Source organism: Streptomyces sp. NPDC030799, assembly GCF_055572255.1.
Window position 1 is genome coordinate 141,278 of record NZ_JBVIDS010000017.1, and the last position, 19,581, is coordinate 160,858.

The 19,581-nt window shown below is 67.0% G+C and carries 19 protein-coding genes and 6 pseudogenes; 11 read left to right on the forward strand and 14 right to left on the reverse strand.

The genetic code is table 11. The annotated features are described in order from the left end of the window. Positions 1 to 186: 186 nt before the first annotated feature. Positions 187 to 693, forward strand: coding sequence for a hypothetical protein (locus tag ACZ41I_RS35595; RefSeq protein ID WP_468516113.1), 507 nt, complete (start codon positions 187 to 189; stop codon positions 691 to 693). 836 nt (positions 694 to 1,529) lie between these two features. Beyond that, positions 1,530 to 1,938: pseudogene (locus tag ACZ41I_RS35600) on the forward strand (pentapeptide repeat-containing protein); the annotation flags it as partial. A 100-nt stretch (positions 1,939 to 2,038) separates the two neighbouring features. On the opposite strand, the gene ACZ41I_RS35605 reads toward ACZ41I_RS35600, so the two are convergent. Further along, positions 2,039 to 2,314 carry a hypothetical protein gene (locus ACZ41I_RS35605; RefSeq protein ID WP_468516028.1) on the reverse strand — a complete coding sequence of 92 codons (276 nt, stop codon included), beginning with the start codon at positions 2,312 to 2,314 and terminating at the stop codon, positions 2,039 to 2,041. A 74-nt stretch (positions 2,315 to 2,388) separates the two neighbouring features. Here ACZ41I_RS35605 and ACZ41I_RS35610 point away from each other — a divergent pair, with 74 nt between their 5' ends. Then, entirely contained in the window at positions 2,389 to 2,535 is a 147-nt protein-coding gene (locus ACZ41I_RS35610; RefSeq protein ID WP_468516029.1) for a hypothetical protein, read from the forward strand. Positions 2,536 to 2,706: 171 nt separating this feature from the next. Here the strand turns inward: ACZ41I_RS35610 and ACZ41I_RS35615 are convergent, their stop codons facing one another. Further along, entirely contained in the window at positions 2,707 to 3,291 is a 585-nt protein-coding gene (locus tag ACZ41I_RS35615) for an RICIN domain-containing protein (protein WP_468516030.1), read from the reverse strand. A 252-nt stretch (positions 3,292 to 3,543) separates the two neighbouring features. Further along, the gene (locus tag ACZ41I_RS35620; protein ID WP_468516031.1) at positions 3,544 to 4,260 is read right to left on the reverse strand and encodes a TetR/AcrR family transcriptional regulator; all 717 of its coding nucleotides are present in this window, start codon (positions 4,258 to 4,260) and stop codon (positions 3,544 to 3,546) included. Between the two features lie 116 nt (positions 4,261 to 4,376). Between ACZ41I_RS35620 and ACZ41I_RS35625 the strand changes: the two genes are divergently transcribed. Continuing rightward, complete coding sequence (locus tag ACZ41I_RS35625) at positions 4,377 to 5,084, forward strand: NAD(P)-dependent oxidoreductase (RefSeq protein ID WP_468516032.1); 708 nt, start codon at positions 4,377 to 4,379, stop codon at positions 5,082 to 5,084. A gap of 814 nt (positions 5,085 to 5,898) precedes the next feature. Here ACZ41I_RS35625 and ACZ41I_RS35630 read toward each other — a convergent pair. Beyond that, complete coding sequence (locus ACZ41I_RS35630; protein WP_468516033.1) at positions 5,899 to 6,333, reverse strand: hypothetical protein; 435 nt, start codon at positions 6,331 to 6,333, stop codon at positions 5,899 to 5,901. Positions 6,334 to 6,704: 371 nt separating this feature from the next. Between ACZ41I_RS35630 and ACZ41I_RS35635 the strand changes: the two are divergent. After that, a pseudogene (locus tag ACZ41I_RS35635) lies at positions 6,705 to 7,322 on the forward strand (transposase family protein). 198 nt (positions 7,323 to 7,520) lie between these two features. On the opposite strand, the gene ACZ41I_RS35640 reads toward ACZ41I_RS35635, so the two are convergent. The 3 genes from ACZ41I_RS35640 to ACZ41I_RS35650 all read right to left on the reverse strand — a co-directional run bounded on the left by ACZ41I_RS35640 (position 7,521) and on the right by ACZ41I_RS35650 (position 9,612). Continuing rightward, positions 7,521 to 7,955 (reverse strand): hypothetical protein, encoded by a 435-nt coding sequence (locus tag ACZ41I_RS35640; protein ID WP_468516034.1) that lies wholly within the window; start codon positions 7,953 to 7,955, stop codon positions 7,521 to 7,523. Between the two features lie 482 nt (positions 7,956 to 8,437). Next, complete coding sequence (locus ACZ41I_RS35645; protein ID WP_468516035.1) at positions 8,438 to 9,061, reverse strand: Lsr2 family DNA-binding protein; 624 nt, start codon at positions 9,059 to 9,061, stop codon at positions 8,438 to 8,440. Positions 9,062 to 9,117: 56 nt separating this feature from the next. After that, entirely contained in the window at positions 9,118 to 9,612 is a 495-nt protein-coding gene (locus ACZ41I_RS35650; RefSeq protein WP_468516102.1) for a DNA/RNA non-specific endonuclease, read from the reverse strand. Here ACZ41I_RS35650 and ACZ41I_RS35655 point away from each other — a divergent pair. Both ACZ41I_RS35655 and ACZ41I_RS35660 read left to right on the forward strand, forming a co-directional pair. Next, positions 9,505 to 10,176, forward strand: a pseudogene (locus ACZ41I_RS35655) (transposase); the annotation flags it as partial. The gene ACZ41I_RS35650 and the pseudogene ACZ41I_RS35655 overlap by 108 nt on opposite strands. Next, a pseudogene (locus ACZ41I_RS35660) lies at positions 10,148 to 10,551 on the forward strand (transposase); the annotation flags it as partial. The pseudogenes ACZ41I_RS35655 and ACZ41I_RS35660, both read left to right, overlap by 29 nt. Here ACZ41I_RS35660 and ACZ41I_RS35665 read toward each other — a convergent pair. The 3 genes from ACZ41I_RS35665 to ACZ41I_RS35675 form a co-directional block, all read right to left on the reverse strand. Continuing rightward, a complete protein-coding gene (locus tag ACZ41I_RS35665) occupies positions 10,550 to 11,833 on the reverse strand; it encodes an IS701 family transposase (RefSeq protein ID WP_468516103.1) in 1,284 nt (427 codons plus the stop codon). The pseudogene ACZ41I_RS35660 and the gene ACZ41I_RS35665 sit on opposite strands and share 2 nt — an antisense overlap. Positions 11,834 to 12,046: 213 nt before the next feature. Beyond that, positions 12,047 to 12,433 (reverse strand): DoxX family protein, encoded by a 387-nt coding sequence (locus ACZ41I_RS35670; RefSeq protein WP_468516036.1) that lies wholly within the window; start codon positions 12,431 to 12,433, stop codon positions 12,047 to 12,049. 180 nt (positions 12,434 to 12,613) lie between these two features. After that, positions 12,614 to 13,084 (reverse strand): carboxymuconolactone decarboxylase family protein, encoded by a 471-nt coding sequence (locus tag ACZ41I_RS35675; RefSeq protein ID WP_468516037.1) that lies wholly within the window; start codon positions 13,082 to 13,084, stop codon positions 12,614 to 12,616. A gap of 66 nt (positions 13,085 to 13,150) precedes the next feature. On the opposite strand from ACZ41I_RS35675, the pseudogene ACZ41I_RS35680 reads away from it, so the two are divergent. Further along, positions 13,151 to 13,270 (forward strand): annotated as a pseudogene (locus tag ACZ41I_RS35680) (IS5/IS1182 family transposase); the annotation flags it as partial. A gap of 7 nt (positions 13,271 to 13,277) precedes the next feature. Here the strand turns inward: ACZ41I_RS35680 and ACZ41I_RS35685 are convergent. The 3 genes from ACZ41I_RS35685 to ACZ41I_RS35695 form a co-directional block, all read right to left on the reverse strand. Further along, complete coding sequence (locus ACZ41I_RS35685; protein ID WP_468516038.1) at positions 13,278 to 14,168, reverse strand: sigma-70 family RNA polymerase sigma factor; 891 nt, start codon at positions 14,166 to 14,168, stop codon at positions 13,278 to 13,280. Between the two features lie 378 nt (positions 14,169 to 14,546). Next, entirely contained in the window at positions 14,547 to 15,179 is a 633-nt protein-coding gene (locus ACZ41I_RS35690) for a DUF6368 family protein (RefSeq protein ID WP_468516039.1), read from the reverse strand. A gap of 112 nt (positions 15,180 to 15,291) precedes the next feature. After that, positions 15,292 to 15,525 carry a helix-turn-helix domain-containing protein gene (locus ACZ41I_RS35695; RefSeq protein ID WP_468516104.1) on the reverse strand — a complete coding sequence of 78 codons (234 nt, stop codon included), beginning with the start codon at positions 15,523 to 15,525 and terminating at the stop codon, positions 15,292 to 15,294. Here ACZ41I_RS35695 and ACZ41I_RS35700 point away from each other — a divergent pair. Continuing rightward, a complete protein-coding gene (locus ACZ41I_RS35700) occupies positions 15,415 to 15,747 on the forward strand; it encodes a hypothetical protein (protein ID WP_468516114.1) in 333 nt (110 codons plus the stop codon). The genes ACZ41I_RS35695 and ACZ41I_RS35700 overlap by 111 nt on opposite strands. On the opposite strand, the gene ACZ41I_RS35705 is transcribed toward ACZ41I_RS35700, so the two are convergent. Further along, positions 15,734 to 16,681 carry a potassium channel family protein gene (locus tag ACZ41I_RS35705; RefSeq protein ID WP_468516040.1) on the reverse strand — a complete coding sequence of 316 codons (948 nt, stop codon included), beginning with the start codon at positions 16,679 to 16,681 and terminating at the stop codon, positions 15,734 to 15,736. The genes ACZ41I_RS35700 and ACZ41I_RS35705 overlap by 14 nt on opposite strands. A gap of 922 nt (positions 16,682 to 17,603) precedes the next feature. Here ACZ41I_RS35705 and ACZ41I_RS35710 point away from each other — a divergent pair. Both ACZ41I_RS35710 and ACZ41I_RS35715 read left to right on the forward strand, forming a co-directional pair. Further along, positions 17,604 to 17,815: pseudogene (locus ACZ41I_RS35710) on the forward strand (Crp/Fnr family transcriptional regulator); the annotation flags it as partial. A gap of 82 nt (positions 17,816 to 17,897) precedes the next feature. Further along, positions 17,898 to 19,079, forward strand: a complete 1,182-nt coding sequence (locus tag ACZ41I_RS35715; RefSeq protein WP_468516041.1) for a family 2 encapsulin nanocompartment cargo protein terpene cyclase — start codon at positions 17,898 to 17,900, stop codon at positions 19,077 to 19,079. Positions 19,080 to 19,581: the final 502 nt, after the last annotated feature.

Sequence of the window (19,581 nt, forward strand, 5' to 3'; positions counted from 1 at the left end):
AGACCGAGCAGCTCGCCGACCGCGTCACCGTCGTACGGCGCGACGGCACCGCCCTCTACACCAACGAGCTCACCCCCGGCGGGGGCTGGCGGCACCGTCCGGCTGCCGAGCGGGCGGAGCGGGCGCGGCCGTGGACCGCGTCCGAGACCGCCGTCTTCCGCCGCGACCTCGCCCGCACCGACCGGCGTGTACACACCGAAGTGGCGGGTGAGGACCGGCGCCTGGCGGTGCAGCGCGACAGCCACCGACGCGGCCTGGGCCTACATCAGCGACTCCGTCTGGGAACCCCTCGCCCCGCCCGACACCGGCGACCACACCGGACTGGACACGACCGCCGACGCCCTGGTCGAACTCCTCAGCGCCCTCACCCGCCGCCAGCACGAACACCGCGCCCGCACCGTGGACCGGCTGACCGCCGTGCTCGACACCCGCCTCCTGCCCGCCGAACTCGACGAGATGGCCCTGTACTACCGGGCCAAGGCCTACCGCGACACCGGCCACAGCCAGGAACCACGCCACGGATACCAGCAGGTCGCCGACGGCAACGACCGCCCGGCCCCGCCGCCCGGCGCGGCCTCGCCCAGGCCGCCCGGCTCGCCGGAGACTTCCCCACCGCACACGCCGCCGCACAAACCCTGGGATCTACGCTCCAGCCGTAGCGAACGACAGAGTGGTGGACCTTGTAGCCGGTAGAGATCTCTCCCTCGTAGTTACCACCCGTTGCATGGAAGTGGAGGTACGAGTCTCCACAGTCGCCGTGCACGGTTGTGTTCGGGACGACGCGCCCGTCCTTCGGCACGGAGGTCTGCTCCCCGTTCGATAACGTGACGATTTTGTAGCTGTGCTCTTCTGCTACTGCCGCATCGAATCCGACCACCTTCATCGGCGTCACGACAGTCACCTCGCGCCCTTTGGACACCGAAGGAGCAGCAGAAGCGACGTTTGTGCCAGTCAGTGCAATGGAAGCTGACAGCATGGAAATGCCACGGCTATTCCCCTTACCGAGTTTCGCATTGTCTTGCCAGGACAAGATGTAATCCGTGACTCATTTGTCTCGGGCTGCGACACAAATCGGTAACTTTGCTTCCGCTTGCTACAGGCCGTAAGCATGCCTGACGGAACCCCCAGCTTAGACTCTTGGAACGCTCATGTTCGGCAACGCACAGTCATATGTGTAGTGACTCGTAATAGGCGGGGGTGACTCAAACAGAGCGATTCTGGTGCAGTGGCCGATTCACTGGCCAACAGACCGGCTGTGGTGTTTCAGGACAACTTCCCCGGAGCAATGAGGCCGAGGCAACTGGTCAGTCGCCTTGGTTCCCGGGCAACGCATCGACGCCACCACACAAACCGCATCCAGTGACGGCCTGAGCAGCACGCAAACGGCTGCGGCCCGCGAACACACGAGGCCAGTCCACCCCAGCCCCAGACCAAGTGCTTTCGCCCCACCGGTGGCGGCCGGCCCGCACCACCCCGATCACTGCCACACCCCCGATCCCGTGGACGTCGCCGCTCTCTACCGGCAGTGACGCACAGCCTTCGAGGACGGCAAGAACGAACCCGGCGCCGCCGACTTCTACTACGGCGAGTGCGAGATGCGCCGCCACGACTCAACCGGCACCCCCAAGGGCGAACGGCGCCTGCTGTGGGGGTACTGGCTACTGTCCCCACCCCGCCACCAGCGGAGCCCTCCACGGCAGCAAGGTCAGCCTCACCACCGACACCCCGGACCCAGCCCTGCACGGCGGATGGACCAAGCGCATCACTTGGGCCCGCGGGGAAAAGGCCACCCGCGTCGCCGTCAACTCCGTCGTCTTCCGCTCCAGCGGGCAGAACCTCACTACCGCCGGCACCTACATCGAGATGACCTCCCGCCTCCTCGAACCCACCCTCCTCGCGCTCGCCGCCCTCGCCGTACGCGGCCGCATCAAACGTTGACCACCCCCAACAGCTATGTAGGCGGTTGTCCTTACGTACCTGACGAACCCTCGGATATGTGTGGGGCAAGTAGGGCAAGTCGGCACACGGCCTACATGCCTCACGCTTCGCTGCGACCCGAGATAACCTCGGTGGCCGCGGCCTGGCGGCGGCGCTGTGCCCGGGTCGCCTCGTTCGAGGCCGGCGCGTCGTCCGCGACGACGTCCGGCTCGGCGAACGCGCGGCGGCTCAGCTCCCGCATCGCGGCGGTCTGCCGCTCCACCGCTTCGGCGATGGCCGGGTCAACTCGGGAGGGCCGGACGGCCTGGCGGTGCGCCTCGATGGCATGGCGGTAGCCGTCTGGCGTGGTCCGTCGCTGCACCGGAGCGGCGGGCACGGTCGGCGGAGTCGGGTCGGCGGCCGCCGCGGCGGGGCCGGTCTTCCACGGGGGCGGGCGCCAGGACCTGCAGCGTGCGGACGTTCGCGCCGCGCACCTTCTCGTTGGCGGCCGCGACCAGCTTCGGCGCGCTCCAGCGCAGCTTCGTGCCGTACGCGGGGGCATCGGGGGCGACGTCCACGCGGCCGGTGTCCGCGTCGAACGCCACGGCCTGGCCGTGACCGGCGAGCTCCGGCGCGGCCGCGGCGAGGATGCCGTCGAACTCAGCGAGAACGCAGCCGCCGGCGGCCGGGGCCACCATGCCGCGCTCGCCGCGGTCTCAGAGGTCTGACACGCCAGCCCGTGGGCCCGCCGTTGAACGGCGGGCCCACGGTAGGAAGCGTCCTGCGTCCCTATAGCTCGCGGGGCCGCAGAGGGCCCTTATCCGTCAGAATCCAGTTCCCTCGCGACCAGGAAGAGACCTGCACGTCGGCCATGCGCAGTTCCTGTTCCCTGCCGGTGAGGGTGATCATTTGATTGGTCTGGCGGTTGATGAGGACGGCTGTGGTGCCCAGTTGGCGCACGTACCACTGCTGGTTCATGCTGCTCTGGAAGCGGAACTGGTCGAGGCCGGCGTTCCGCTCGCCCCTCCGCACGTCCAAGACCCTGCCGCTGTTGAGATTGCGGAAGTACCAGTACGTGCCGCCTGCGTCCTGGCCTCCGCGCTCTGCCCGCCACAGCTGGTTGGCGTGGTTCGGCCAGTAGTCGAAGGCGATGACCGAGGCCTCGTCGTCGTGCGAGCTGCCGTACACATCCATCACCAGCCAATCCTGCCGGATTTCGTAGATGTCGCCGTTTCGGACCGGGTACTCCCAGCCGATGGCGGATGAGGTGCCCGGCGAAGTGATCAGTGCGATCAGCGCCAGCAGGAGGGCACCGCACGCGTACAGACCGCGGCGGGCCAGGCCCGCAGGGCTGCCTTGGGGAATGTGAATCATCGTTCCTTCTCTTGCCGTTGGGAAAGTCAGCACCCACTCGCCCACGCGATCACGATCAGCAGACGAGGGTGGCTGCCGAGCCGACCAGCCCGGCTGGCCGGCCGATGAGGCAACCCTGCAGCCGTTTTCATCCCACCGGGGCCCCGCCGGGGAAGGGGGAACGCTGGAACGGATCTGGTGACTCTGACCTCGGATAATGAACGAGCCTGGAACGCGGATCCGGAACACAGAGCACGTCGGAGCTTGGGCCACTCAGCGCCGACGCGGGATTCCCAGTGTCTGTATGAGCTGGGCGAGTTCCTCCCGGAAGAGCTTCTCCGGGCTGGTGGTCTGGGTGCCCATATGGCCGTAGACCTCCAGTGACACCAGTCCATGCAGGTGCCCCCAGATGCGCAGGGCGAGGGCGACGGCTGCGGGCGGCAGGTCGGGGAAGGCGGGACGCACTTTCTCAAGGAGACCAGGGTCGAAGTCGGACCAATGGAAGGCACTGTCCTGGTAGAGGTGCCGGGCGTGGGGCCAGGCGGCTGCCGCGAGGGCGGTGAGCCCGGTGCAGACCCGGCGTGCGGCATCCGGGGCGGGGCCTCCCTCGGGGGCCTGGTAGCCGGGCACGGGGTCGCCGTAGATGAGGCGGAACCCCTGGGGGTTGACCAAGGCCCAGGTCCGGAAGGCGTTGGCCCATGCCTCGATCCGGACGGCAGGCTCGGCGGAGGGCGTGGCTTCCCAGGCCGTGTCCACAGCGTCGGCCAAGGCGGTGTACACGTCGTTAATCAGCGTGGTGACCAGGTCGTCCCTGGTCGAGAAGTATCCGTAGATGGCGTTGGCGGTCATGCCCATGTCGCGGGCGATGGCCCGCAGGGTGATGGCATCCGGCCCGCCCGCGGCCATCAAGGCCAGTGCCACCTTCTTGATTTCGGCTGTGGTCTCGGCCCGTAGCCGCTCGCGCCTTCCCCCGGTTCCCCTGACTGTCACAACAGCCACTCTACAGTGTCGACTTACTTAGCATCGTATAAAAACTTCACGGCGTATAGTTTCTTCACGGCGTCACTCTCAGTGGCGTCTCACTTCTGCATGCACAGGGGAGAACCATGCACATCGGAGTCATCGGAGCCACGGGCACCATCGGCAGCCGGGTCGTCGCCGAGGCCCTCGACCGCGGGCACAGCGTCGCGGCGTTCAGTCGGGACGCCGTTCAGGCGCAGCGCGAGGAGCGTCGGGACAACATCACCTGGACGAGCGTCGACGTCCTGGACCCGAAGAGCATCGCTGGCATCCTGCCCGGCCTCGACGTCCTGATCAGCGGGTTCCAGCCGGGCAATGCCGCCAAGGACTTCGCGGACACCGTCCGGCGCTCGATCGCCGACCCGACCGTCTATGCGACGGCGGCGCGGGCCCTGCTGAAGGCGCTGGAGAGCCGCCCACGGACCCGGCTCATCGTGATCGGTGGCGCCGGCAGCCTCGAAATCGAACCAGGAGTGGTGCGAGCAGACTCCGACGAACTGCTGCACGCCGCCCTCGACCAGCTTGGGCTGCCCCGCGAATACGCCGCAGCGGTACGCGGTCACCGCGACGCCCTGGCCGTCCTGCGGACATCGAACCGGCTGTGGACCTACTTCAGCCCCGCGGAGGAGATCGGCCCCGGCGAGCGCACCGGCCGCTTTCGGGTCGGCGGCGACCAGCCGGTCCTGGACGCCGATGGCCGCAGCCGCATCTCGGTGGAGGACGCGGCTATCGCCTTGATCGATGAGGCGGAACTGCCGCGCTTCGTGCAGCGCCGCTTCACCATCGGCTACTGACAGCCACAGCCCACGACCCCGTGGGGGATCTCATGAACTCCCCCACGGGGCAGGGCGACGCCCGTCTGAGCCAACCCTGCTGGCCTTCCAGTGTGGGAAGCCCAGACATGACCCCACAGAGAGGTGTTGCCAGTCCAGCTGCGCGGCAGATCCGCAGTTGGCCGTAGCCATCACGCAACCGCGGACAGAGCCAAATTCACGAAGCCTCATCAACGGCACCTCGGCCACCGCCACGACCGTGATGGAAGGCCTCCGGTTCACCCTGGCACCCGACGGCGAGCTCACAGTTGACGGACCGCGGCGCCAGCTGAGGCACGACGCATCGACGCAGCTGTCCGTTTTCGCCCCCAAGCGTTATGGATCCGGGGTCAGCCAGACTGAGGGAAGGAGAACTACTGAAGAGGCCGGAGTACCAGCTGCGGCGAGAAGCCCCCCGGGAGCCGAACCCGTCACACCGTCGAAGTCCACCGTGCCGCCGGAGAACGCCGCGTCGCGGAAGACACTCCCGGAACGGCACCCTGCCGTACTTGGGGCTGCTACCAACGAATTGGGTGAGCTGGCGGCGCAGCGTCACCGCGGGTGCGGGGACTCACTGAGGGGCGATGAAGATCTGCGAGGAGCGGGAGGGACCATCCCCGCGGGTGCGGGAATGGCCGGCCGTCCGGTGCCGACGAATGAGGATAGGACGGAGGCCACTTTGCCTGGTATGCCAGATTCAGTGAAAGTCACGAGAAAGGGATTGGCGACGCGGTGGAAATGCAGGTCAGTGAGCCTTTGCCAACCTGGCTGATGAGCAGGTTGGCGAGCTCCTTGGTCAGGGTGCGGGCCACTGAAGAAAGTCCTGCACGAGCGGATCAGGCTCGCCCGTCCCGGGATCAAGGCCCGCAAGCCAGCGGCGCTGCTGCTCACGCCAGTGCACGAAAGGAGCAGTCGCACCCCAGAGGGAGGCGTCACCAAGAGGGCATGCGTCGAACTCGGTTCGCATCATCTTGACCAGGAAGTCGACCACGCCGCAGTCGAAGAGTGCCCATCTGGAGTCGCCGTAACGGATCTGTCGACGCCAGGCCACCACCGGCCACTTGTCGGGGTCCGGGTCAAGCATCAGCCGGCCCAGCTCGTTGGCATTGCAGCCAGAGCCCCAGGGCAGAACGGCACTGCCGGCCGCCGTGATGCCGGGGACACCGCCATCCCTGCCCCACAGGTCCTGAAAAACGTAGGCCTGCTGTCCAGAATGCTCCCAGGATCCCACTGCAGGTAGTCGACGGGCACAGGTCCCAGGATCCCGAGTTCCCCGATGTCACCCGCGCCATAGACGGGCATGAAAGCTCGGTAATCGCTCGGGAGACGGGTACCCAGCACCTGCTCCGCTGCTGGCCAGTCCACTTGCTCATCAGCCCCGTGCTGCGGGGAGACAAGACTGAGCAGCGCCTGCAAGGAGTTCTGGACGGACACGGCACTCCCTCGATGGGGGTCGGAGGCTCACCGTAGCTGCAGGCACTGACAAGTCCCGCGCCACACCCGTCCAACAGTGAACCTCTGCCAAGCTGAGGGTAGAGCTCGGCAGTTGAGCTGACAACGTGGTGAAGCCACCGAGAGAACCGTCTCCGCCAGAGGCTTCACGTGCTTCTTTACCCGTCCGGCATGGACGTGTCCAGCTCGGCTCATTGCTTCCTCGCCCAGGAGCTGCGGCGGCACCGCCGTGTGGTCGGCTCCCGTTGGCGGCGGTTGAGCGTCGGCCGTCAGGCCCTTCTCGCGCTCGCCCACCTGCGGGTGGGACACACCCATGCCCAGCTCGCGGCCGGATTCGGCGTCGGAACCACGACCGCCTACCGCTACGTCACCGAGGCCGTCGATCTCCTGGCCGCCCTCGCGCCCACCCTGGCCGACGCCGTCCGCGTCGCGTCGCGTCGCATCGGTGAAGGCGTACCTGCTCCTGGACGGCACACTTCTGCCGATCGACCGCATCGCCGCAGACCGGCCCTTCTATTCCGGCAAGCACAAGAGAGGGGTGCGGGCGGCACGGTCCGCACTCCGTGCTGGGGGCGGTGGAAGACCCTTTCCACCGGTCAGCAGGCGGTGAACTGGTCCCACGCGAAGGTCCGCGCACTCGTCGAGCAGGCCATGGCCCCCCTCAAGTCCTGGCGGCTCCTCCGCAAGCTCCGGTGCTCGACGACCCGGATCACCTGCCTTGTCCAGGCCGTCCTCACCCTGCATCAGGCCCCGCGCCCACTTGATTGAAGTAGGTCCCGGCCGGGACGAACACCTCGAAGCCCGCCTCCGTCAGGCCCTGGGCCAGGATGTCGCGGCGGGCCGGCGCGGCCGTCCGGGGCGACGACGCCGACCTTGCCGGCGGCCGAGAGGTGGGTCATCATGCCCTGATCTGGGACGTGGTTGGCCGAGTCGGCCGCTCCCGAAACCCCGGTGATGACCAATACCTCAGCGCGCGGCCTCCTCGGACGCGTCTCCCCAGACAGCTTGCAGGTCCTCGCAGCGGACGGTGATCGTCGCGTCAGTGAGCTCGATCTCGTGCAGGCACCCGCCGTCCTCGTCGGGAAGGATCTCGTCGAGGAGCACGGTGTCGACCAGCATCCAGTCGATGGAATGCCTGTAGTCGATGGAGAAGTGCGTCACCCCCGAATAGCTGATACGCAGTCCGGCACCGTGCTTCCATTGATTGGGGGCAAACTCCAGGGTTAGCTCCCCGCTTTTGTCAGTAGCCACCTGGGCACCGGAAAATTCCAGGTCCTTGACGCAGTGACTGTTGCCGTGCCCCATATCGTAATGCGCCGGATCGGAAGCAAATTCCTGTGCGCCGGGCGGCAGATGTTCGCGAAACTTGGGAAGTTCGGTGAGATAGGGCCTGGGGTCCAACCAGAACCCGATGCTGCTCAGGCTTCCAGACAGCCGTGACGAACTTCATTTGCAACCTTCTGCATTGAGAGGCGGACGCCTCCACTTGTCGCCCGAAATACCTTCGGTCCCCTTGGGGCCGATACGGCCAATCTTCCGCAGCTCGTAGACCATCCGCCCCTTGATGGCGTTCTCCACACTGGGCGGGACCTGGACTTCCGAGGCTTTGATGACCATGTTTATTGAACCATCCCTGGCTGTTGAACAGCCCCACCTCGCGGTTCGCCTTATCGTAGACGTGGATTTCCACGTCTACGACGCAGGGTACGGCCCACCGTCGGCTGCGCGCCGCAACAGGCGCTACCGCAGCAAGTGGAGGCACGCGATACGACGGCCAGCAACTCCACATCCTGCAGCAACCTTGCCCTAACACAGCAGGGTGGACCGCAGGTCCCGCCCATGCACGCGCGTCACAACCGTGTGCCCCGGGCGCGTCGGTGTGATCAGTTGCTGCCGTGTGCCTGTTCCCAGGCCTGTCGGACAGCGGCGGGAATGCGTCCACGCATCGGTACGTCGTATCCGTTTGCTCGCGCCCATTCTCGGATGGCCTCAGGGTCGGAGGTCGGAACATCTGCCGGTGGGAGCGGTGGGGACCATTCATCCAGGCGGGAGGGCTTGAAGTCGAGGCCGGCTTGCGGAAGGCCGTTCGGGAATTGGGGAACGGCTGTGCTGCCGCTCAGGACGGCGACGAGGAACTGGGTGAGGTTCCCGTCGAAGGTGAACCAGCCTGGTCCGCGTGCTTCGTTGACGGCGATCGTCCACGCATCCGGATCCTCGCGGGGGGCGGTGACCCAGAACAGGTACTCGCCGTTGTCGGTCGCGCCGCACGGGAGGAGGAGATCTGGATCGACAGGCGACGGGTAGATTCCCCGAGCGTGATCTGAGCGCATTTGTTCGCGAATACGCTCGGATACAGGTCCGGTGAGGTTGACGTGCACCGATGTGTGTCGGGGGTCGTAGATCCAGAGGTAGTTTGCGAAGCAACCGGGGTCGTACGTTGCGGTCAGCCTCTTGTAGTCCTCGGGAAGGCGCAAGCCGAGTGCGGATTCGACGCTCGGCCAGTCCACTGGAGGCTGTTCGGTGGGGGGTGGGGGGCAGAGTCCAGTGAGGCGCTCAAGGGGGCTCATTCGATTCCGTTCCTGCGTCGGATCTGTTGTGCTGCGTGGTCTGGGTTCACGAAGTCCGCTGCGAGGTGGAAGCCGCGGTGGCCATCCGCTTCCATAGTGATCCACTTGGGCACAGAGGTCTTCTTGTCGTCCGTGTACTCAAGATAAACGCTGTACTGCACGGCCTCTCCCTTGCGGAGGCCCTTGCCCAGAACCGCGTCGCGGATCTCCAATTCCAGATCCCTCATGTGCGGCGAGTTGGTCGGGTTCTGCGTGATAGTGAAGAGGTTGTCCAGGGTGTCTCCGGAGCCGCCGAGTACCTGCGCCAGCATGTGTCCGCGCGCCTGGTTGTGCTTGGTGCCACGGACGAAGCCGGGCGGCCGCAGGTTGGAGTTGGCGTCGCGGCCGACCGCAGGAACACCATCGACGCCGAGGCGGAACGGCTCCAGACCGCGCTCCGCGCCCCGCAGATGCGCCCACTTCCGCTGGTTGAAGAGGCCATGGGCCGTCAGACCCTTGCCCTCCTGCGACAACTCGACACCGCCTGCAGCAGTGCCGACGACCTCGCCGAGGCCACGGCAGAGTCTTTTGAGAAATACCCGGACGCCGAGATCATCACCGGCTTCCCAGGGCTCAGCGCGCTCAACGGCGCCCGGGTGTTCGCCGAGATCGGTGACGACCGATCCCGCTTCGCCGACGCCAGAGGCCTGAAGGCATACGCCGGTTCGGCCCCGGTCACCAGGGCCTCCGGCAAGAGCGTGGCCGTCCTCACCCGCCGGGTCAAGAACCAGCGACTGGCCGCCGTCGGCTACGTGTGGGCCTTCTCGGCCATGGCCCACTCAGACGGTGCCAGAGCCCACTACGACCGACGACGTGAGGCCGACGACCGCCACACCGCTGCCCAGCGCAATCTCTTCAATCGCATGATCGGCTGCCTCCACCACTGCCTGGCCCACCGCGTCCACTACAGCGAAGCAGTCGCCTTCCCCGCCCCATCGGACACTCAACTACCTATGGCCGCTTGGCAGTTCTTCCGCATCGGATGTCTGGAAGGAGTCCCCGGACCCCGACCGTGAGGCGAAACTGGACCGGATCGAGCACGTTATGGACCGCTTCCCGGACCGGGTCTTCGCCTTCGACGAGTTCGGTCCGCTGGGGATCCGGCCCACTCGGGCTGGGCGAAACGGAAGCACCCCGACCGGGTGCCGGCCACCTACCACCGCACCCACGGGGTCCGGTACTTCCACGGCTGCTACTCGGTGGGCGACGATCGCCTGTGGGGCGTGAACCGGCGAAAGAAGGAAGCCGTGAACACGCTGGCCGCGCTGAAATCGATCCGCGCCGCCCGCCCAGACGGCGCACCGATCTACGTGATCCTGGACAACCTGTCCGCCCACAAGGGCGCCGACATCCGCCGCTGGGCGAAGAAACACAAGGCCGAGTTGTGCTTCATCCGGTTGAGGAGGTGGCACGTCGTCGCCGGTAGTGGCTTCGGCGGGCGATGGCTTGATGGTGTCTGTGCCAGTTTGACCAGTCCAGCAGCCTGCTCGGGAAGGCGCCTGGTGGGTTCAGCAGGGCGCCGAACAGGTGACGGATCTCCGGGACCGTCAGGTCAATCGGGTCGGATCTGCGGAGTGGCCGGTTCGGCTGCGGGGTCCTTGCCGGCAGCGCGTCGGCGGCGGCGAGGACGGCCAGGAAGGCCAGCGCGAGCATGGCCAGGGTGATGTGCCGGTGCCAGGCGGTCCAGTGGCGGACCTGGTAGTGGTCCAGTCCGACCTGGCCTTTGGCGGCCTGGAAGCATTCCTCTATGCACCACCTGGTCCCGGCCACCCGGAACAGCTCAGACAGCGGCACCCGCCTCGGGGACCAGCACAGGTAGAAGGCGAGCTCGCCGCTGCTTGGGTTGCGGCGGAGCAGGTGCCGATGGCCGTCGGCACCGTTCTCGATCCACACCCAGTCGTAGTAGCGCGGCCCTTTCGCCCCGGCTCCGGCGCTCTGCCGATGCCAGGCCGAGGCGGGCAGGCGGTCGGCCACGGCATCCGCGCGGGCGGCGGTCCGCCCCTGGTTGATCCGCACCCGCGTGCTGCAGGCTACGGCCAGGACGTAGCCGATCCGACGGGACTCCAACAGGGCACGTAAGCCGGGGCCTTGGTCGTAGGCCTCGTCGCCGGTCACCCAGGAAGCGCCGATCCCGGCGTCCACCGCTGCGGCGATCATCTGCCCGGCCAGTGCAGGCTTGGTCGCGAACGCCAGGTGGCCGGGAATCCCGGCGCGGGTTCGGCGCTCGGTGTCCTGGCACCACGAGGCGTCGGGCAGGTAGAGCCGACGGTCGATCAACGCCCGTCCTCTGCTGGAGGCGTAGGCGAGGAAGACACCGACTTGCGTGTTCTCGATCCGGCCTGCGGTGCCGGTGTACTGCCGCTGCACGCCGACCGAGGCGGCGCCCTTCTTCATGAAGCCTGTCTCGTCCACGATCAGGACACCGTCCTCGGCACCGAGGTGTTCGTGGACGTAGGCCCGGATATCGTCGCGGACCGCTTCGGCGTCCCATCGGGTGCTCCGCAGTAGCCGCTGCCTCGGCCCGGGGCGGGAGTGACCGGCCTGCTCGGCCAAGCGCCAGCAGTTCTTCCGCTCGACGCCGGATAGCAGGGCGAGCACGAAGGCGCGCGCGGTCGCCCGCGGTTCCACCCGCCTGAACCGGCCCGCGATCCGGGCCATGGCCTGGTCGAACATCGCCCGCCACCGGGCGTCTATGCTGGGCCCCGCAGCCACCGCACGATCTTCAGGAGTCCACACAACCCCCGATGATCACGCGGTGACCGTTCCCGTTCCCCCGCGGGTCCGACACGAGATCGCGAAGTCGCGCCGGAGTGCTGCGCGAGACGGGTCGCCAACGTGGATTGATGCCCAGTCACGGCGCATAATGCTCGCGGAGCCGTGGTGCGGTCAGCTGGTGAAGGACTCGGGTCCGAAGCGGCCGATCGCCACGAAGGCGGCCAGGACGAGATAGGTCAGGTCCACCAGCGCGAATCTTGGTTCGTGACGGCGGATGCGCATGACCACGGCGCCGCTCATGACCAACACCAGACCGAAGGCAGCCAGTGGCACCAGAACCGGCGCGATGTCGAGCACAGCGGGCAGGATCAGGCCTATGGCCGCAAGGATCTCGGCTACTCCGATGGCCTTGAGGGTGCCGGCTCTGAAGTCCAGGACCCATCGCGAGGCTTGCATCATCTTGGCCATCTTCTCCTGCGGGGTGAACAACTTGCCGAAGCCGGAGAGCAGGTAGATGACGGTCAGGATTCCGGCAACGGTCCACAGAGCGGTGTTCACGAGATCTCTCCTCAGAGGGTTGTAGCTATTCCTGCCGGGAACGCGCGGTCGAACATGCGATGTACGCATCCTTCTCGCCGAGACACCGAGCACAGGGGTCCGGCGGTCCGGCCGAGGGCAGAGCCGGGCGAACCTGGGCGTTGCCAGGCCGCCCGACCCCGCCTGCATCGAGATCGCCCGTCAGCCGAACTGCCCGGGCTGGTACTCGCCGCCCAGCTGTCGGGTGATGACGTTCATCCGGTTGAAGGCGTTAATGACGCTGATCAGGGACACCAGGGCCGCGAGCTGCTCGTCGTCGTAGTGCTTGGCCGCGTTCGACCACGCCTCGTCGGTGACACCACTGGAGTCGGCAAGGCGGGTGCCCTGCTCGGTGAGTTCCAGCGCGGCCCGCTCCGCGTCAGTGAAGACCGTCGTCTCCTGCCACGCCGCGACCAGGCTCAGCCGTACCTGCGTCTCCCCCGCATGCAAGGCATCCTTGGTGTGCATGTCGAGGCATCCCCCGCAGCCGTTGATCTGGCTTGCGCGGATCTTCACCAGCTCCTGTGTCGCCGACGGCAGCGTCGAGGCATCCACGACCTTGGCCGCCGAGACGATGTATTTCGCGAACTTCGGCCCGAAGTCGGTGCCGTAGAAGTTGTGCCGAGCCTGCATGAGGATCTCCGTCATTGTCGGTGGGGTTCCACCTACGTGACGAGACGGCCCTCCTGTACGTAACAGCGCGCCCGCGTCGAGCACACCTTCGCCCGCATGAAGAGCCCCCGAGCCTGCCAGCAGCAAGGCGACGGACTGCACCACGCGGTGCAGGCCGTCGCCCACATGCACAACCCCGCCGAAGCAACAAGCTTCAGACGGGTCGTGCCGGCAGGTCCATGGAGGCGAGGCGTTGCGGGTCGCTCATCGACAGCATCTCGACGATCCGACCATCGACCACGGTGCACGCCATCACGCCCATCAGCTTGCCGTTCACGCCCCACACCACCACCCCGGGCTCGCCATTGACGAGGACGGGACGCGCAGTCACCACGCCACGGGCCCCCTGCTGGACCCGGACGGCCACCTCGGCCGCCCCCTGCTTGACGACCACGCCGCGTGCTGTACAGGAGCGCCACGTCACGTCCGGGTCAAGGATCCGCAGCAGCCCGTCGAAGTCTCCGCTCCGCGCTGCCGCGAGAAACCCATCGACCACTGCGCGCTGCTGCCGCCGTTCGCCGGTCGGATGAGTCGGATGAGCCCTGCCCTGTACCTTCCGACGGGCCCGGCTCGCGAGCATCTTGGTCGCGTCCGCGGACCTGCCGATCATCTGTCCGATCTCATCGAACGGCACCGCGAACATGTCGTGCAGCACGAACGCCAGCCGCTCGGCGGGACGGAGGGTGTCGAGCACCACCAGCAGTGCCAGCCCTACCGATTCGGCGACCATTGCGTCATCCTCGGGCGCTGCGCCGTCGTCCTCGATGACCACCAGCTCGGGCAGCTGGTCGTCGTACGATGTCGTCGGCCGGGTCTTGCGCGAGCGCAGCACGTCGATGCAGACCCGGCCCAAGACGGTGGTCAGCCAGCCCGTGAGGTTGTCGATCGTGCCCGCGTCGTGGCGCGCCAACCGCAGCCATGCCTCCTGCACCGCGTCCTCGGCGTCCGCCCGCGATCCGAGCATCCGGTAGGCCACCGCCACAAGGCGCCCGCGCTGCTCCTCGAAGGCTTCTGCCACGGCCGTTTCCGAACCTGATCCGGACATGTTGTTACCTTCCTCGCGCGAACTCCGTCATCGGTGATGACGATCCCGGAAGTTCCGAGGTAACCGATGGCCTTACTGGCCGCGCTCGCCGCCAACGAGAACTGCACAGCCGAACCGACCCGCCCGCAGGTCAAAAGGGCGCGGACACCATCAAGACATTGCCCGCCGAAGCCACTACCGACGACGACGTGCCGCCTCCTCAACTGGATAGATCACGAAGTCACACTGGAGTACTAGCCGCCGAACGCAAGGAACGCGCCCGTATCCGCAGCGAGAAAGGTATCCGCTGGGACGGCCGACCCGCTCTCGCCGCATGATCAGGCAACCTGGCGAACGTTCCAGGTCACAGCACGACCTCCGCCCACGCATCTGTCTCGGCTACTTGACCAGCCGGAAAGCGGGGTGTCCAACCCAGGCCCGCAGGAACTCCGCCGTTCCCAGCGCCATCCAGTCGTCGTCCGCGATCCCCAACACCCCCGGAAGGCCAGCGACGACCGACGCCTGTCCGTCCAGCAGTTCGGCTTTGGCCACGCCTCCGATGACGTCCATGACAGCGGCGGTCAGCAGAGCCGTGGTGACGTGGTCGATCTCGCGATTGCAGCAGGCGCTGACATTGACGGCATGGGTCGGTCTGAAGCCGAGGATGGCCTCCACCTCGGGCTCGTCCGCGTGCTCAGCCTCGAAGGTGCTCTCGTCGCCGACACCCGGCCCCATCAAGTAGACCAAGAAGGGCCGACGCCAGTCCTCGCGCTGCGGATTGAATCCCACCAGGGCTGTGAGCTCCTCGTCCGCGATGGTGTTGCCGAGGAGTGGAAGCGGGAACGGCTTTCGCCAGTCCTTCTCTCGCCTGTCCTCGACGCCCAGTCGCTCTGCGGGCACGTTGACGTCGAAGAACCCGGGCCGCTTCTCGGCGAAGTGGGAGGAAAGCCCCACCATCAACGCGCGGAACTCCCGCAGCGCAGCCGCGGAGAGCGGCTCCGCCAACTCGATCACCAACGTCGGGCCAGACATGCCAGGGAGCCTAGTTTGATCGGCTCCGCGACCGCTCAAATTCTCCCCACACCGAGTCCAGCCGGTCCGAGCACCGACGCCGCCAACCCGGCGAACCTAAGCGGTCAGAGCACTAGCGCCATCGGGTACGAAAACCGCCTGGGGTGTCGCCGGTCTCGCGGGTGAAGAACTTCCCGAAGTTGGCGGGTTCGGAGAATCCGAGCATCCGGCCGATCGCGGCGACTGGCAGGTCGGTGTGCACGAGCAGGCGCTGCGCCTCCAGAGCGGCGCGGGCGTCGATGAGTTCTTTGGCAGTGCGGCCGGTGGCGGCTTGGCAGGCTGGGGTCAGGGTGCGTCCCACTGGCACATCCGCACCTCGGGCCCAGGCCACGGCACACTGCTCGAACAGCTGCGCCGCGGCATCACTGACGCGTTCGCCCAGCCGGTGTCCTTCGCCCACGTCCCCTCGGGCACCGACTTCATCACCGCCGGCGTCCCGCTGAACGCGAGCGTCAAGCTGTACTTCAAGAACACGCCGGCCGACCGCATCGCGGCGTACATCGTGCAGCGGAAGCTCAACGACCTTTAAGCAACCACCAAGATTCACAGGGTCGATCGCTGACCTGCAATGACACAACCCTGGATTCGCATGCTGAGCGAACCGACGCGCTGGCGAAGCTGTGGACGCTGGTCACCCACGCCGGTGCGGCACACGCCGGTGCGGTACACGCCGCCGTCACAGCGAGCGGGCACGCCGCAGCCGGCCGGTCGGCGTCGATGACCAGGGCGTTTTCACCCGCGGCCAGCCGGGCGGCGGCGACGTTCTCCGAATCCTGCACCGCGGCCACGACGGTGGGGCTCGGGCCGCTCCATGTCCGGCTGTTCAGCAGCAGCAGGATTTTGATGACATTGGTGTCGTTGTCGTCACCGACCGGCGGCAGCACCATGATCGACTTGGCGGTGTCTGGGCTGACCAGCTCCAGGTCCGTCCGCACGAGAGGGTTGCCCGAGCGGCAGATGACGCGGGTGTGGCCGGTGTCGGGGATCCGGGAGCGAATCGCGTCGTCCATGTCGACCTTGTCCTCATCGGCGAGGACGACCACGCATGAGCGGCGTTCGCTCTGGTTCGCCTCGACCAGCTCCGCGATCACCGTGAAGACCTGGTCCGACCAGCCCAGCACGATCGTGTGCCCGCGCTCGATCAGCCGGGACCGGCCTTTGCGCAGCTCCTGGATCCGGTGATCCAGGCCTGTGGTCAGGACACCGATGAGCGCACTGACGATGAAGATCCCGCCGATGGTCACCGTCAGCATCAGGGCCAGGAACACCGGCCCGCCGGTGTCTGCGCCCATGGTTCCCGGGTCCAGGGCGCGCAGCAGACTCATCCAGGCCACGCCACGCCAGCCGCCGTTGTGTTCGGCCTCGGTGTTGGTGAGCGCCACCACCAGGGCGGTGACCATCGCGATGAGCACGACCGAGGCCAGCGCGAGCCAACTGATCAGTGCCGGCGTTCCACGGTCCATCGTGCCGTCGAACCAGTACCGAAACCGCTCCCGCAGTCTGCCGCGCCCCACGCCAGCCCCCTGACATTCCTGTTGCCGAGCCCGTTGCCCGGGCACGCTCATGAGCAGCGCCGTTGCCGGTGCTCACCGGCCTCGCCCGCGCCGAGCAGGCCGTGGAGAAGATCACCCCTCCGCCCTCCAGCGGTTCCGGCGCCGCCGTTGGTGCCGCACGCCAAGTCAACGACAGCGCTGTACCCTCCACCACCAGGCTCGGGAAGCACTCGGGGAGCGCGTTAAAGCAGAGGCCAGCTGGCAACCAACGCTGGCGGCCTGGTGTGACACATGAACCACAGCTCCTCCCGACGGAAGTCAAGGAGAACCGCCCCTGGATTCGGGCTAAGGCGACCGTCCGTCGGCTCGCCGCCCTCACCATCGCCAATGCGCCGGCCGCTTTTACCTTTCACGTTCGACGGCTCGGTGCACGGGGCAACGAGTCAGGGGTGATGTGGAAAGGCTCGTCCGCGGCGGTTCCGTTGACGCCGGTCAGGATCTGGATGGTGCTGTCCACATCGGGGGTGTGGGGGCTTCAACCACTGTCGGCCGACTGGGCAGCGAGGCCATCCGCTCCTCGGTAGCACCGTTGTGCCCCTGAACTTTCCTGCTGTGCGGTTTAAAGGGTACGAGTCCCCTGATCGCATGAAAGTAGATACCAGAAAATCAATGAATCGTTACGGCTGCGCTACTTTTCTCAAGTGTGCCGCACTCCTAACCAACAAACGGAGCACAGCAATTTCACTGCACAAAGCAATTGTGTTGTTTCACCTTGCGTAGCGGGTTCCAAGCGGCCTGGCCGTTCCTGAGGCCCCTTCGCCCCGTGGCGCACTGGCGGAGTGGATGAGCGATGACGGCCACAGCAGCCCCGCAGCTTCCTGAACAGCCCGCGCAGACGGGTGGGCAGAAGCAGTCGGGTTTGCGTCGGACCGGCATCTCCGACGAGCACGAGCCCGGCCGGAACGTACGGGTTCATGGGCATCAATGACCAGGCGGTCAATCTCCTACCTGGTCAGCACCTACTGCTCAGCGGCCGTTCTCGTCCCCGAGGCGCCGGAAGTCCTGGGGCTGGAGAACGTCGAGGTCTACCGCAGGTCGTCCTAACACCGGCGGTATCCAGCGCTGGTCGCAGCACTCAGCATCCCCCAGAGAACGGAGACGAGAACCGGTGTCACTGCTTTCCCGGATGACCGCGCGTACAGCCGACCCGGATGTGGCCAGGCTTGTGGCCACGCTACTCTCCCACCGCCATGGCGTCCGCGCCGTTGCCCCAGGTGCGCTGCCCGGCACCGGCAGACTCTGCGCAGCCCACCCAGCGCTGAGCGGACCGACCGGGCTGGGCACCTCCGCCGCTCGCATCGCACCCGCCCGAGCAGCCCACGGCACCTCCCCGACGGAGCCCTCCGGCTCGCCCGACAGCGACGTCCCGGAGCTGTACTGTCCGCCACCGGTCCGCGACGACCCGGAACTCGGCGAACACGTCAACAACCGCCTCGTCCAGTGGGCCGAGGAAATCGGGCTCTACGCGGGACAGACCGACCGCATCCGCGCGGTGAACATCGGGCGCATGATGATGCTGGCCCACCCCGACAGCGACGACCCGGACCGGCTACTGGTGGCCGCGAAGTGCGCCTTGGCAGAGTGGGCCACGGACGATTACTACTGCGACGACGGGGCCGCGCCGGAACCCCTCGGTGCACACCTCGGGATCGCTTACACAGCCGTCGACCCCGCTCACCCCCCGCTCCGCTACCTGCCCGAACAGGAGAAGGTCCTGCGCAAGGACCCCGTCCGGGTCGCGCTCCGCTCCGCCTTCGAGTACCTGGCCGAGATCGCGGACCATTCCCGGGTGGCGAGGCTGCGCCAGGAGGTCGCCGCCTTGTTCGTGGCCTACACCCACGAGGGCACCTGGCGCGTCCAGGAACGCATGCCAGCCGTCTGGGAGTACCTGGCGCACCGGCAGTTCAACAGCTTCCTGCCCTGCCTCGCGCTGATCGACGTCGTGGGAGAATATCGGCTCACTGAAGCCGAGTACGCCGACCCGCGAGTGCGACGCGCCGTGACGATGGCGGCCAACGCCAGCACGCTCGTCAACGACCTGTACTCGATGGGCAAGGAAGACCACGACCAGGGCGTGGAGTTCAACCTGCCCGTCGTGATCGCCGCGCACGAGCAGTGTTCCCCACCCGAAGCAGTCAAACGGAGCGTGGAGATCCACAACGAGCTGGTACGCACCTTCGAAGCGGAAGCCACCGCCCTGGCCCTCGCCGGCTCCCCTCAGCTGCGCCGCTTCCTCACGGGAGTGTGGTCATGGCTCGGCGGCAACCGCGAGTGGCACAGGGGCACTGCCCGCTACAACAACACGTGACCCCTTCCGCCCCTGCCGGCCCCGGCTGCGCGACACATCCGCCGGTGCACCCGCAAGGACCTCGTCCAGGATCAGCAGTGCCGCACCCTCTCCGGCACGTGAATCCGCCCCTGTGACGGCAAGGTCTTCACCTCCGCCCGCCAGCTCGACGTCATCCACGTCGTCCCATAGGCCAACGCATGGCGTTCTGGCGCAAGCGAGTGAGATACCGCTCTGCGCCGGAAGTTCGCCAACGACCTCACCGACCCCCAGCTGGTGGTGTCCGCGGCATCCAACCAGTCCAAGGGCGACCAGTCCCCCGACCAGTGGGCCCCACCCTTGTGCCCTACTGGTGTACCTACGTGGACCCACGTGAAGTACGTGCCCCGAGACTGCCTGGTACCAGGACAACTTCACGGCCGGGCCCGGCGGGGTTATGACCGACGACGTCGGCGTCATCGCCAGCGACCTCACTGTCCGCACCACTTCCGGTGACGACGGGCGCAGCGCCCGCAGGTCACCG

What these genes read in the sequence shown, in the direction of transcription:
- ACZ41I_RS35615 (WP_468516030.1), bottom strand. Translation starts at nt 3,291, where the DNA reads ATGATTCACATTCCCCAAGGCAGCCCTGCGGGCCTGGCCCGCCGCGGT.
- ACZ41I_RS35625 (WP_468516032.1), top strand. Translation starts at nt 4,377, where the DNA reads ATGCACATCGGAGTCATCGGAGCCACGGGCACCATCGGCAGCCGGGTC.
- ACZ41I_RS35665 (WP_468516103.1), bottom strand. Translation starts at nt 11,833, where the DNA reads ATGTTCGACCAGGCCATGGCCCGGATCGCGGGCCGGTTCAGGCGGGTG.
- ACZ41I_RS35675 (WP_468516037.1), bottom strand. Translation starts at nt 13,084, where the DNA reads ATGCAGGCTCGGCACAACTTCTACGGCACCGACTTCGGGCCGAAGTTC.
- ACZ41I_RS35685 (WP_468516038.1), bottom strand. Translation starts at nt 14,168, where the DNA reads ATGTCCGGATCAGGTTCGGAAACGGCCGTGGCAGAAGCCTTCGAGGAG.
- ACZ41I_RS35690 (WP_468516039.1), bottom strand. Translation starts at nt 15,179, where the DNA reads ATGTCTGGCCCGACGTTGGTGATCGAGTTGGCGGAGCCGCTCTCCGCG.
- ACZ41I_RS35705 (WP_468516040.1), bottom strand. Translation starts at nt 16,681, where the DNA reads ATGGACCGTGGAACGCCGGCACTGATCAGTTGGCTCGCGCTGGCCTCG.
- ACZ41I_RS35715 (WP_468516041.1), top strand. Translation starts at nt 17,898, where the DNA reads ATGACCGCGCGTACAGCCGACCCGGATGTGGCCAGGCTTGTGGCCACG.